Below are 13718 nucleotides of genomic sequence, written 5' to 3' on the forward strand. Positions count from 1 at the left end.
GATTATCGGCTTTTTGCTTTTTTAAAAAAATAGACCGCTTTTTCGATTTCTGGGGATGTGTTGTTTCGAGTTGGAAGGAAAATTCGTGTTAGATCTGCGCTGGTAATCATTTCACACATAATTGCTGCTCAAACAGTCGGGTGGGATTATGCAGAGGATGAACCGCAAATATTAATTTGGTATTTTTCAGCGGAGACTGGTCGGAATAGGTGGGGTTGTAATCAGACCGGGGTCTCGAATCACAGGCCATCAGTATCAATAAGACCGGCAGATAGAACCCCAGTGTCTTCAGGTGCCGTAATACGTTTATTTTCGAGGGCATTCTATCCCGCTGAATGAATCAGAAGAAGAAACCATGGGACTGTCCAAGGAATGATGACAATGTATGGAATCAGACAGTGGACAGGTCCCCGTGGATCATTTTGATTCATCCGGAGTTTTCTGCACTTTTTTGAGAGCACTGTTCAAGGTACCTTCCACTTTGTCCTGCACTGCGACAGAAACTTCTTCCACTTTGTTGGTCACATTCAGCGCGGTACCGAGCACAGCTTTCAACACGCCGGTCACCGCTTCAGAAACCTTGCCTATCAGTCGGGTTCCTGCGAGGACCATCCGGAGTTTGTCATCCAGTGTTTCGCTGAGGGCTTCCACAAATTCTCCCGCTTTTGAAATGCGTTTCAAACCTTCTTCCAGAATTTTTGAAACATTGACGGTCAAAACCTCTGTGATCTGAGCCGCTTTTTCTGTGTTTTTCAGCACTCCTGAAACAACACTGTCCACACGTTCCGTGATGATATCCGCCAGTTCTCCGATTTTAACCGTATTGTCCAATGCTCCCTGAATCACATCTTCCAGGCTCTCTGTAATGGCATGCGTGATTTCACCGACTTTTTCAGTATTTTTAAGCGATTCAGACAGGACTCGTTCCACAGCCTGTTCCACTGCATCATTGACAGATTGACGGATTTCTTCCACACGGCCAAGGACGGGATTTTTTTCTGACATAATTGCTCCAGAAGAGGGGTTGAATGATTTTGCCGGATTATGGCATAGCTCTGAAAAATCATAAATTTTCAAAATATGACTTTTTTCGCCTTTAACAGATTAAGTCCGGAAGGGGAAGCTGAAATTTGAGATTCAGTTGCGTCAGAACTCACGTGGAACAAAATTGTCCGGAGTTTCCAACGCAAACAGTCCGTCATGGATGGATGCCAGATACAGTCCGGATTTCAGGACTTCCTCCTTGGCGGATTCTTTGGCGTCAACGTAAGCGATGATACCTTTGAGTGTTTTATCGCCGAATTCCGGAAAAAACTCACGGAAGTGTTTGAGAATTTTCAGCACCTGTTTCACTTCCCGCTTGTCCAGTTGACTTTTGACTTCGATGACAAACAGTTCATTCCGTTTGCCATTGGCGTAGGCAATCGCATCAATCTCCGCATGTTCGCCAGCTTTTTTACGTTTCAGACGGGTCAGAAATGTTTCCATTCCAAATTGTTCTTCCATGATTTTGGAGATGGAAGGAAAGGCCATCCCCTCGGTAAATGAGCCGAACTTGTTGTTCAAGCCACCGACATTCCTGGAAACTTCCTTGATTTGCTGGTCTGTCGCCTTACTATTCTGGAAAAGTTCCTTGATTTGCTGGTCTGTTTCTTTTTGCGCGATAGCCAGGCTGGCTACCAGTGCTTTCAATTCGTCATCGGTCATGTTTTTCACCATGAAGGGAGGTGATAGGGAGTCAACAACAGGGTTGACTCATTTTGGCAAGAAGCGGGAAGGATCGCAAGCAGGATTTTCGGCAAACTCAACTGATGACATTTTCAAACTGAATGATGTTTTTACGCAACGCGAACACAATGGTATCCAGAGCCAGAGCATCGGAATAGCGAAACCGGGTGGACATATTGTTCAGAATATTTTCCACAAATTGTCTGATTTCCGGGGATTGATTCAGATATTGGACCGGATCGTTTTTTTTGTGAAAAAACGCGTCTCTCAGCAATTCCGGATTGATGTTGCCGTCCACTTTGCGATGTGAAAGCAAGGTCGCGTATTCTCTGGCAAAACAATGCAGAAGTTTGTCATTTCTGGATGCGATGATGCTTTTGCCCTCTTCAATTTTCAATTCTTCATGAGCCTGGAGATCCAGAAAACGCTGGGCGATTTCCTGCCGGAAAATGGCGTGTTCATGATCTCCTGAAAGAATTTTTTCAATGGAACGCATATAATGCAGGTCAGGTTCCTCCACTTTTTCGCCGGTGAAGGGATCAATGAATACATATTTCGGCACCATGACATGTGAAAAGGCCTTGTTGTGGTGCGCTCTTGCCAGCAGGGCATGCTGTAAATAACGGCGTAAATCTGTTTCAATCTGCTCCGGATCACGGTCCACGGTGCAAATCGTGATTTCTTTGCGAACCATGTAATGATACAGCCCTTTGACCACTTGAACGAGTCCGGCAAAATCACCATAACCGCCGAGTCCTTCAGGATAATTCATATCACCGATTTTTCGGGGCTTGACCGGGCGTTCGGGAGTTGGTGGCGTGTTCGACAGCCAGTGATGCAGGTTGGGGCCTTCCGCGATGACCCGTTTGAGCTGACTGAGAAAAATCCCCACATGGACTTTGCGTCCCTCCGAATTGGTGATGGTGTTGCGCATGATGTTCTGCAACTGCCGGATCGAAATGCCGTAACGGCCTTCGTTAGGATAATGCTCATTCCACAAAACCCGCATGAATTCATCGTTGATCAGACTCAATTGTTCTTCCGTGAACATTTCAGATTGCCTTAATGGAATCGCGTTGGGATGACGGCTGATAAAATGCTCAAACGATTCCTTGTTCTCCAGATCAATTCCGGCCTGCATGGCCGCGTTTCTAAAGGGGTGCCAATGCGGAAGTTTCTGGATCAAAGAAACAGGATCTTCAATGTGGGCTGAATAAATGAACAGTTTCTGTTCCGGCGTGATGCTGTGAAACAGTGCTTTTTTTGCTTCACTCCAGCTTTCCGGCAGCTTTTTGCGGATTGGTGCCATGAAACGGGTCATGACTGAATAATAAGCGGCAATCTTGAGAAGATTCGGATCGAGGTCATATTCTTCCCGCATGTTGGCCATATCCCGTTTGAGGATGTCCATTTCAGAATTGGCGTCGAGCAGATAATTGACCGGGATTTTTTCAATCCGGTCCAGTAACTTGGAAGACGTGAGCTGGCTGTCGAGCAACTGGATTTCTTCAATGTTGGTGGTCAGAATTACGGTGTTGTCCACGGCAACCTGAGTGGATTCCACCGAAACCCTGTTACTGCCGAGTAGCATGAGCAATGGCTTGTAATCATGTTCGGGCACATGCTCTCCAGTCACGCCAAACGCGTCATGGATGTGTAATATTCCACGGTTGGAGCCAACAATGGAACCGTCGTACTGATACAAAATTTTTCCGGGAAGATGCTGGTTGATGGTGGCCATGTCTTCTGAACTCAGATCAAATGGCTCAATTTTGATGCGCAAGCGTGCCATTTCATCAATGTTGGAAATTCCCCGGCCTTGAGCGGATGAAAATTCAATTTCCTCAACCTGGATGTATTCTTCAATGATATCAAACAACGATTTGCCTTCATTGAGCGGGTTCTGCAACAATGACTGTAAAATATCAAGAGTGCGTTTGTCCAGTGAGGCGTTTTGATAATAGGTCGGCACATTGATTTTTTCATGTTCCTTACGTTTGCTGTTGATGTATTCCAGCAATTCCTGGCGAGGGCGTGAGATTTCCGATCCGTTGCCTTGAAGCACGGTGGGAAACAACAGCAACGGGTTGTGATGAAACGCTGTCCGGACTTCCACGGAACGTCCGCCTTCATTTTGAAAACAGAAAAAGAAGGTGTAAAGTTTCACATTTTTTTGTCGGGTGTATTCCTCAAGCGCGAGCGTGATCAGATCCACAATATTGGTTTTGCCTGAAGCCGGTGGGCCAACCATCACAATCCCCCGGTTGGGACCGGCTTCTGTTTTGGCGGATTCCACCACATCGACAATCCGCTTGATACAAAATTCCTGCCCGAACACGGCGTTGCATCCACCGCTGAACAGATCCTTGAAAATATTGTAACTGAAGACAGGCTCGCCACTGCGTATCACGATTTCCAAACCAAAAAAACGGATGGCTTCCGAAATCAGCGAGGCGGAGGTTTGCAAATGAGCTTGGGGATTCTGAATCAACGCATCTACAAATTCAGAAAACTTTAAGGTTTTCTTGCGATGATAACGAAGCAGTTCCTGATAGTTGAATGAAGTCATAATCACCTCATGGATTTATTAAAATTAATAGAATATCGAATTTTGCACAGGATTTGTTCATTTTCTGTTTCAAATTTGATGAAGCGACTCAATAATATCCTGTGACCAGGGTGCTATGTCACTATAAATTTTTGCGATATTTTTGTCTGTAACTCTGAACAGCAGAACAGGATCAGCATCTGTCTCAGAGTTATCGTAGAAATAAGTGCGATCAACCCATTGCAATGCTTCTACACTGTTGGCAATTGATCGATAGTAACGACTAATAATTTTGGGAATCGGAACATCATGCCCCCCTTCCATAACACGTAAAGCAACACGTTGAGCGTTAATCGAAGGATCATTTGTACAAACAAAGAACAACCTCACGAAAAAACCCGCTAATTTAGCACGCCTAACAAATTCCAGTTTTTCCGGTGATGAAAAAACGGTTTCGAAAGCCATGCTAGCCATACTTTCCAGGCAGTTTTCACGTATTGCTTTGGCTTTATTTGCGGCTTTGATTACAGATTCTGATGAATTCCAATCCCCAAACTCCTGTTGAGCTATAAAGTCTGGATTGATATAGACACAATCATCCATCCATTCGTGTCTCAAGAGTTTATCAGTGATTGTAGTCTTCCCAGAGCCATTTGGCCCGGCAACAATGATCAATCTGGGTTTTTGTGCTTCTGTCATGTTGGCAAAGAACCTTGCTTGCGGGAAACAACTTCAGCAATGACATCACGTAATTTATTAAAATGGTGATCCATCGCTTCAATTTTTTTCAGACGTGCCTCATTACCCGCCTGCCTAATTAAAACTGAGAGTTGTTCCTCTCCGTCTCTATCTGTTTCTTCAAATGCTATTTTTTTTTTCATAGATTCTCGAAGTAAATTCAAAATTACAGTTTAAAAGGTTTCTGTTCCTGCTGGATTCGTTCCTGTACTTCATCAAAACTGACGGAGTTGATGACGGTTTCCTTGAATAGATTGGCTGAATAGGTATAAAGCCAGTTTTTGGTGATCATGGATACAGGTCCTTTCCAGATGTGATTGAGATTTTTCAGCGTGGGTTTGATCCATGTTTTTTTGAGTGAACGTCCATCATCCCGATGGTAGAGCAGCAAACCGCCATCCTGAAAGTCGGCATCAATCACATAAATCCGGGGACGGTAAAAATGGGTGAAAAAATCCAGCATCTCTTCCTTGATGGGTTCCGGATCCACCCACACCCATTGTTTGTCAGCCTGAATCACATGGTTCGAAGAGATTCCCAATTGCTGGGCTTCCCGTTTGTCAAACCGGTTCAGATGAAATTCATGGATCAGTTTGGGCGTCAGGAATCTGCGTAAAAATTCATAATCCGTCACGGTTCGTACAAGATGCTCCATGCGTTGGATGGGTGGCACAGAATCAGGCCGGTTCCATTGATTGCGCAGTTCCCTGTCTTTTTCTTCGAGGTAATCCAGCGAAACCTTGCCTTCCCGATAAAGCTCTTCAATGTGTGTCCACAGGTAAAATCCGAGGTGATACGGATTGCGCCGATAGTAGGGCCGGGGATAACACACGCCGGAAAATACCTTGGCATAATCAATGATGCCTGTCACGGACCGTTCCTTGAACAGTTCCAGCATGATTTTCTTTTCCCAGTACATCGCCCAGCCTTCATTCATGATCTGGGTCCGCATGATGAAATCGTGGGTGGAATAGACTGTGTAAAAATAATTCAGCAATGATTTTTCAGATTGGCTCGCCGGAGCGTAGTTTTTTAAAAATCCGAAAATATCCTGACAGGGCGCTCGCAATTTATAACCGCGCAAACTCAAGGTTTCCTGTCGCATCTTTGTCTGCATTTCCTTATGCCAGGCGTCTTCTCGTGACTGCTTTTTCATCAGTGAATCGAGGGTGTCGGAATAAGGCTGAAAATATGAAGGACCGGCAGTTTCAGGAACATAGGTGTCTGTTTCCTGCTGACGGTCCAGCACGTCGGTATCAATGGCACGAGCCAGATTGAACCGTGAATGCGGCGCGATGAACGGAATGATGGATTCGGACGCGTTCCAGAATTGACGGTAAGCCTCTTCACCCATTTGTTGTCGGGCAAGATCGGCCTTACGCACCAGATACATGACAAATTCGGTGCGGTCATGGGTGGAGTCCTGAAGCACATTCAATTCGGAAAATTCACAGTGTCCACACACATGGGCCATGACGGAGGCCTGCATCATCGGGGAATTGGTGTGATTCAAATAGGCATAGGAGGGATTTCCGGTCTGCACCACTTCATAATACAAACTGGATTCCTGCCCGGTTTCCACACGGTACTTGCGAGTCACCATGCGTTTGCCTTCCCAGATATTGACCGGACTCACCGGATACACGTGTTTTTCCAGTAGCGACATGAATTCCAGACTGTCGAGCACAAAGAACCGCATTTCCGGCAAATTCCGCTCAAATTGACCGGCATGATACCGAACTCGTTGTTCAAGATTATAAAGCAGAGGTACAGATTTGGTACTTTCCATTAACGGGCCTCAAACAGGGTTTTAATCACTGTGACCGTATCCGATTTACTGTTGATTTCTCCAAGACGCACCACATCATCCTTGTGAAATTGAGTCGAGATCTGGCGATTGAGCAAACTCATGCGCCCCGGTTTGACTTCCACCACGCCAATCCGGTTGAACACAGGCCTCATGGATGATTCCAGCAATTCCACAATCGCGGCGGCGTCCGCGTCAAACAATTCGCCATCGCCAAAATAAAACGCGTAATAATTGGTGGATGACGGATCATATTCATTCATCGCCACCTGATGCACGAGTTGGAACACAATGGAGGCTTCCGTGCCGCCCACATTGCTGATGTTATAAAACTCATCCGCCTGCACTTCATAGGCCTCTGAATCATGCACGAAAAACCGGTGCTCCACCTTGCCTGCGCCATAATTGAAATCGAGCCAGTTCTGGATGAAGTTGACCAGCCGTTTTTCCAGTTCCAGCCGTTCGCCATAGGTGGAATAGGAAATATCGCCCATGTAAAACACAACGGCTGAAAATTTGGGCTTTTCCACACGCTCAGGCTGTTTGAACCGTTTGTCCCTGCGGCGGAATTCCAGGTTGTATTTTCCTTCTGCGGGATTATACACACCGGTTCCCACACTGGTTTTCAAGGCTTTCCGGAAGGTTCGTTTTTTATCAAGCAGAACGCCCACCGGACCAAACGTTTTAAATTCGTGGGAGAGTTCCTTGATTTTTCCACGGCTGGATTTGGTCAAATTGGGCAGTTTCAGTTTTTCAGCGATCAGTTCCATCAGTTTTTGGAACGGCAGATTGAACCTGAGTTTGCCGCCACCTTTTCCGGACCCCGGACCGCCAGCGCCTTGTCCCGCACCGCCTTCTGCCTCATTTTCATACACAAAAGTCGGCACAACGATGTCATCCATTTCCACAATGATGTCACTTCCCCGTTCTCCAAAATTGGTCAGGTTGCCTTCGTTGAGGATGTTCTGGACAAGGTTGTCCATCTGTTCATCCATGAACTCATTGAACGCCCCTTCGGACTCGTTGGAGGAAATATTGTCAATGGACATAATCCGTCTCAGAGAATGATGCTGGAAGCATTGGCGGTGATGGTCAATGCCTGATACGCGCATTTTCCGCAATAGCCCCGAACTTCCATCAGATATTTGATGGTGTCATTGAGCTGTTCCTGTTCTTTTTTGTTCACCACCGCTGAACTGGTGCCGCTTTTGATCCAGCCCAGCAGTTTCATGTTTTCACCGGACTTGAATTCGTTTTCAAACACATATTTTTTGATGGCGTTCTGATACGAAGGTTCATCGGACAGAATCACAGCATAATTCACGCTGGAAATGGCATCGCTCAATTCCTTGCGGAACACTTCCTTGTCCGGAATTCCGAGATACTGTTCAATTTTCTGCATGAATTTTTCATCAGGCTGTACATCGGTCTGAGTCACATCGTGTTTGACTTTTGCATGATGGGCATAGGCCCTGACATGGTCGGTGTATTTTTTCCAGGTGGATTCAATCACAGAGTCATCCCGCAAAATCGCGCTGTAAACATCACTGGCGATCTGGCCGAAAATCCAGCTTTTGGCTTGAGGCAGGATTTTTTCCACATAATGACTCAGCCGTGTTTTCTGGGTGGCATACGAATCCTTGAGGGAGCGTTCCATCTGCACATACAGGTCAAGCGGCGTGGAACAGGGATTTTCCAGCGCGATGGATGTCAGCATAGCGTGTTCTCCGGCTTCTTCCTGAAGTTTCTTGATATTGGCCGCGTGTTCATTGATCTGAAAATGCTCGGTGGTTTCAAACACATTTTGAATAAACCGGGGGTCCAGACCAAAGGTTCCTTCTGAGGGTTTTACAAATTCAAATTCATCCAGAATCATCTTGGCCATGTTGTTGTCAGCGCCGCTGTCGGTGCGTCCGGCGTAAATCAGCGCTTTTTGTAGCAGGGTCATGTTGGGATTCTGTTTGGATTCATACAGTCGAGACATGGTGGACATCAGACTCAACAATGCCAGACTGTGAGGCGCGACATGGGCCATGTGTTTTTTCTGTTTGTTCCAGTGGCGGTGTTCGTTGGAATAGGTGAAGGCGTAAATCTGCTGTTCCTGAATAAAATCCACAGACAAGGGCATTTCAATGAATGTGGTTCTGGAACGCAAGGCTTCAAACGAGGCGTTGCCCATGAACATATTGAATTCATGAAAATTGGTGTGTCCGATGATCACGCCGTTGAACGGGATCGGGGGTTGACCTTCCGGTTTGAAAAAACGGTCCTGGGTGGCAAACAGCAATTCGTACAGAAACTTGTCCGAAAGTTTCAGAATTTCATGAATTTCCACAAAACCATTGGCTCCGGCACACAGTTCGCCTTTGTAGTCATGGACCAGTGGATGTGATTCACTGCCGAAGCGTGGCAGAAGGCTATAGTCAATGTTGCCTACCAGTGAACCGGCTTCCTGACTTTTCTCATCCCGTGGCGTGTAGGAACCAATGCCGGTTTTGGTGCGTGAATCATAAATCATGCGTTTGACTTTGAGGAATTTGACCAGTTGGGCAAATTTGATTTTTTTGGCTTTCATGAATTCTTTGAGAACATAATCCGAATAAGGCGACAGCCAGCCCTCAATCTGGATTTTGAATTCATTGTCATAATGTGGATGCTGTTTGAGCCATTTTTTGATGGAATCCGCATCGACCTGTCCAGTCAATTCGGCCGCAAAACTTTCACGAATGTTGGCGGGAATGGCCTGTAACGGCATCTCAAACAACGGACTTTGCAGATAATACACGCCATCTTCCTCAAACAACGCGCGTTCTTTCAGACGTTCATCCACGGTGGGCAACAGGAGTGTGTAGGTCTTTCCATGTTCTGAAACAGAATATTCATGCAAGGCCTGTTTGACTCCATCCATGGAGCGAGATTTGGCGGAACCGGGAGGCCCGAGCAAGATCCAGAGTCGTTTGGACGCTTCCAGTCCACGGCTGGCATTGTTGACTTTTTCCACCAGATTCATCTTGGCTTTCTGCTGACCGAATACAACGTATTTGCCGACCAGTTCCGGTTCTTCAAAAAACTGATACCGGTGTTTCACAGGTTTTCCCACCACGATAGAATGTTCCACACCCCGTGAAAGAATCATGTCATGCAGGAGCTGAGGCGTGGTCCGGGTGATCCAGGGACACTGCCGTACCAGTTCGAGATATTCCGTGAAGGACAGAATTTCTTCCGCGACATCGTCGGAACTGGTTTGCTCAAGTAACGAATGCAAGGTTTTATTCATAATAACTCTCCGCGGATGATCTTTTCAGCAAATTCAAGGTAAGTTGTCCAATAAATCGCCACATGGCATGCTACGATCGCATAATTGATCAGATACAGACGTGTGCATCGGACACAAGTCATTTTCAGTCTGACAAACAATAACCAGGCATAGCCGGTGGTCACCAGAAATCCGGCCAGAATCCATAGTGCAAGCCAGGGAGGCAAAGGCCGTCCTGTGGTCAACATATGCAAAAGCTGTCCCAGAATAATAGCATAGAACAAGGCGGCAAAATACGCTACCGGGATTTTAAGGATAAATGCCCGGGGAGATGCCAATACACGGTCACAGGCAGACACCACAGGCTGGTCTTTGAGGGCCTGATGCCGAACGGCCAGAGCGATTGCGCCTTGAATGCCCCAAAAGGAGAGCAGGCCCATAAAAACATGGATCAGAAAATTGTTTTCAATGGTCATGGCGGTTTTATTTCCGTTATCAAATGGATCGTAGCATTAATCTCAATTTGAGAACTGTTTTTTATATTTGAGATTTTAAATAGCTTTTAAGGTGGGCCGTTTAAGACAGTTTTCGAATTCGTATTGTGTCTTTTTGAAAGACACAAAAACTGTTCACAAGTTGTTTTGAATGATTCTCAATAATATTTTGTACGACCTGTACTTTTCTTTCACTGCCAGCATCTTCCAGTCTAAGTAGCAATACACCACTATGAACTATACTGGAATGATAGACTAACTCCCCGAAATCCTTATCCATTGTGACCACAATTCTATGTTCCATAGCCGCAATTTGAATGATTTTTTCGTCAGGCATTTTGGGATCAAGATCTCTGATATTTTTAACATCAAAGCCTTTTTCTTTTAAATATGCTTCAACCTTTTTTCCAACACCAATATCCATGAGAAATTTGATGGGGGCATCATTCATGCTGATACCTTTATTGGAAACACCTGTTCTTCACTCACCAGTTCTGCCGCATACAACAGAACCGCATGAATGTCATCAGACTCAAGTTCAGGATAATCATCCAGCAGATCCTGTTCCGGAACTCCGGCAGCCAGTGCTCTGAGAATTTGTTCCAAAGAAATCCTCATTCCGCGAATGGTGGGTTTTCCAACCAGAATTTCAGGATCGATTGTGATTCTGGATAAAAGCGAGTCTTTATTTTCCATTTTATTTCCTTTGTTAACGTTGAATCATTCAGCCCACACTCTATCATGAACAACATGCGGTATCGCAATTGTTCTCCATAATTTGCCGCTAAGGGACTCGATGCCGAAACAGGTCATGATTGTCAAACAACTCCTACAACAGTCCTTTCTTCCTGAAAAAATACAACATGATTCCGACCAGTACCATGATAACAACCAGCGTTGCCGGATAACCCCAGTGAAAACGCAGTTCCGGGATTTCATCAAAATTCATTCCGTAAAGACTGGTGATCAGCGTGGGTGGCATGAACACCGCGGAAATGATGGTGAGGACTTTCATCACATGGTTCAGATGATTGCTGATGCTGGAATGAAAGGCGTTGCGGGCGGATTTGAGCATGTCCTGATAGGTTGTGACCAGATCGACCGCACGGGCCAGATGCTCATACAAATCACGGAAATAAATCAGATTTGAGTCATCAATTTGCTCTATATGCCCTTTTTGAAGCGTGCGGGTGATTTCCCGCATGGACAGCAAGGTTGCCTGAATAGAAGTCATTTGACGGCTCAGGTGATAAATTGTTTGGAGATTTTCCGGGGTGGGATTTTCCAGAATCAGGGGCTCAAGATCTTCAATACGGTGTCCAAACTTATTGAAGGTCAGGATATAATTACGGACGACAGCGTCAATGAGTTCATAGGCCAGATAATCCGGTCCCATTTTCCGCAAACGGTTTTTGGGAGATCGCAGACTTTTACGAACACCGTCAAAAATTCCCGAATATTGTTCCTGAAGGCTCAGAACAAAATTGGAGCCAACAATCAGGCTGATTTGTTCCTTGATCACTTTCTGCTGTTCGGAGTCATAGCTTAGACTTTTAAGGATGATCAGCAGATAATTGTCGAATTCGCTGATTCGTGGACGCCCTCTCAGATTCAGAATATCTTCCCGCAAAAGAGGATGGACTTCAAACAGTTGTTGCATCTGGGATAGCACCGAGCCTTCGAGCAGATTGCTCACATTCAGCCAGGCGACATTCCAGTTTTCCCCCATTGGGAAACCCAGTTCCGGGAGTTCCTTTTCAATCAGATCGTTCTGGCTATAGGCCATTAATGTGATTTGGTGCTGTGACATTTCAAAACCATTTTTTCTTTTTAAAATAATACAACATGCCGCCTGCCAGTGTGACCATCAGTGTCAGCACCATGCCATAGCCCCATTTCCAGTGCAGTTCCGGCATGTAATCAAAATTCATTCCATACAAACTCGAAATGAAGGTGAGCGGAATGAAGATGGTTGTGAGAATGGTGAGAAGTTTCATGACATCATTCATTTTGTGATTGATTCCGGAAACGTAGGTATCGACCATATCCGATAGCAAATCCTGAAACGTAATGAACATATCCATGGCCTGAGTGATTTGTTCGTGAACATTCCGGAAATATATCAGGTTCGGGTCTTCGATGAGATGGGTGTCGCCCTTCTGCAGGATCCGGATCACTTCAATCGAAGGCATCATGATGCTCCGTAGCGAAATGATTTCACGTTTGAGCAAATGAATTTTTTCAAGTGTCTGCCTGGTTGGTGAGGAGAGAATCACTTCTTCCAGTTCATTCAGATTGTGATGAATTTTTTCGAGTGCGTAAAAATAGTTATCGACCACATGGTCAATGAGTGCATACATCAGATAATCCGCTCCGAATTTGCGCAATCGTGCTTTCCCGGTGCGGATGCGTTCGGCCATTCCCTGAAAGCCAAAACCTGTTGATTCCTGAAATGACAGCAGAAAATCTGGCCCTAACACAAAACTGATCTGGGATGTGTAAATGTCCTCTTTGGCTTCATCAAAGCCGATTTCCTTGAGAACCACAAAGAAGAAATTGCCATAGTTTTCAGCTTTCGGGCGCTCGTCATTGCTCATGATGTCTTCGAGTAGCATGGGATGCAGGCCAAACAACATTCCCAACTGTTCCATCATTTCCGGACGCAATTTGTCATGGATATGCAACCAGGTGACAGAGCGGTCGCCTTCGTTTCGTACAGGAATCGGAAAATACCATAAATGGATCTGCGCGAATTCTTCTTCTGTCACCGCACGTTCTTTCAGCACGTCAGCACTGTAGCTCATGACATGCATCACATGCCGGGCCAAGGGTGCCACGGTTTCTGCTGAGGAATGTTCCTCGGTTGACAAGGCGGGGGTTTTTGATTCCATAAATCATTCTCTGAGAAGCAACATCCTGTGCCTGTTGAGGCACTGTTTGCGGATCAGCATTGCAGAGGCTGTGCCCTGTTGTTTCATTGGGAATGGAATTCGTAAGATTCGCGCGTCTTGAGGCCTGTTCGGCAGGAGCGGTGTTTGGGACTTTATCGCGGGAAATTCCTGACGTTTACGACCTTCGCCCTGATCCGGGGCAGACACACAGGTCTGCCCCTACAGGACAAAATCGAAGGGGTAGTTTGGATCAGTG

General features: G+C 45.8%; 15 protein-coding genes. All 15 read right to left on the minus strand.

What is annotated here, in order from left to right; all coding sequences use genetic code 11:
• Positions 1-106: 106 nt before the first annotated feature.
• Positions 107-322, minus strand: coding sequence for a hypothetical protein (locus HQM11_11425; protein ID MBF0351635.1), 216 nt, complete (start codon positions 320-322; stop codon positions 107-109).
• A gap of 95 nt (positions 323-417) precedes the next feature.
• Entirely contained in the window at positions 418-1005 is a 588-nt protein-coding gene (locus HQM11_11430; protein MBF0351636.1) for a hypothetical protein, read from the minus strand.
• Positions 1006-1146: 141 nt separating this feature from the next.
• Entirely contained in the window at positions 1147-1707 is a 561-nt protein-coding gene (locus HQM11_11435) for a DUF3782 domain-containing protein (protein MBF0351637.1), read from the minus strand.
• Between the two features lie 97 nt (positions 1708-1804).
• Positions 1805-4297, minus strand: coding sequence for a hypothetical protein (locus HQM11_11440; protein ID MBF0351638.1), 2493 nt, complete (start codon positions 4295-4297; stop codon positions 1805-1807).
• A 69-nt stretch (positions 4298-4366) separates the two neighbouring features.
• Entirely contained in the window at positions 4367-4975 is a 609-nt protein-coding gene (locus tag HQM11_11445) for a zeta toxin family protein (protein ID MBF0351639.1), read from the minus strand.
• Complete coding sequence (locus tag HQM11_11450; GenBank protein ID MBF0351640.1) at positions 4972-5157, minus strand: hypothetical protein; 186 nt, start codon at positions 5155-5157, stop codon at positions 4972-4974. The genes HQM11_11445 and HQM11_11450 overlap by 4 nt, the downstream gene beginning before the upstream one ends.
• A 23-nt stretch (positions 5158-5180) precedes the next feature.
• Positions 5181-6803 carry a SpoVR family protein gene (locus tag HQM11_11455; protein ID MBF0351641.1) on the minus strand — a complete coding sequence of 541 codons (1623 nt, stop codon included), beginning with the start codon at positions 6801-6803 and terminating at the stop codon, positions 5181-5183.
• The gene (locus HQM11_11460) at positions 6803-7870 is read right to left on the minus strand and encodes a DUF444 family protein (protein ID MBF0351642.1); all 1068 of its coding nucleotides are present in this window, start codon (positions 7868-7870) and stop codon (positions 6803-6805) included. The genes HQM11_11455 and HQM11_11460 overlap by 1 nt, the downstream gene beginning before the upstream one ends.
• Before the next feature lie 8 nt (positions 7871-7878).
• Positions 7879-10098 (minus strand): hypothetical protein, encoded by a 2220-nt coding sequence (locus HQM11_11465; GenBank protein MBF0351643.1) that lies wholly within the window; start codon positions 10096-10098, stop codon positions 7879-7881.
• Complete coding sequence (locus HQM11_11470) at positions 10095-10553, minus strand: hypothetical protein (protein MBF0351644.1); 459 nt, start codon at positions 10551-10553, stop codon at positions 10095-10097. The genes HQM11_11465 and HQM11_11470 overlap by 4 nt, the downstream gene beginning before the upstream one ends.
• 100 nt (positions 10554-10653) lie before the next feature.
• Positions 10654-11022 carry a DUF5615 family PIN-like protein gene (locus HQM11_11475; GenBank protein ID MBF0351645.1) on the minus strand — a complete coding sequence of 123 codons (369 nt, stop codon included), beginning with the start codon at positions 11020-11022 and terminating at the stop codon, positions 10654-10656.
• Positions 11019-11267, minus strand: coding sequence for a DUF433 domain-containing protein (locus tag HQM11_11480; GenBank protein MBF0351646.1), 249 nt, complete (start codon positions 11265-11267; stop codon positions 11019-11021). Before HQM11_11480 ends, HQM11_11475 begins: the two co-directional genes overlap by 4 nt.
• Before the next feature lie 133 nt (positions 11268-11400).
• On the minus strand, positions 11401-12381 hold the full coding sequence (gene corA / locus HQM11_11485) for a magnesium/cobalt transporter CorA (protein ID MBF0351647.1): 981 nt from the start codon (positions 12379-12381) through the stop codon (positions 11401-11403).
• Position 12382: 1 nt separating this feature from the next.
• Positions 12383-13384, minus strand: coding sequence for a magnesium/cobalt transporter CorA (gene corA / locus HQM11_11490; protein MBF0351648.1), 1002 nt, complete (start codon positions 13382-13384; stop codon positions 12383-12385).
• Positions 13385-13465: 81 nt separating this feature from the next.
• Positions 13466-13669 carry a hypothetical protein gene (locus HQM11_11495; protein MBF0351649.1) on the minus strand — a complete coding sequence of 68 codons (204 nt, stop codon included), beginning with the start codon at positions 13667-13669 and terminating at the stop codon, positions 13466-13468.
• Between the last annotated feature and the right edge of the window lie 49 nt (positions 13670-13718).

The sequence above is a fragment of the SAR324 cluster bacterium genome (genome assembly GCA_015232315.1).
In the GTDB taxonomy this organism is placed as follows: domain Bacteria; phylum SAR324; class SAR324; order SAR324; family NAC60-12; genus JADFZZ01.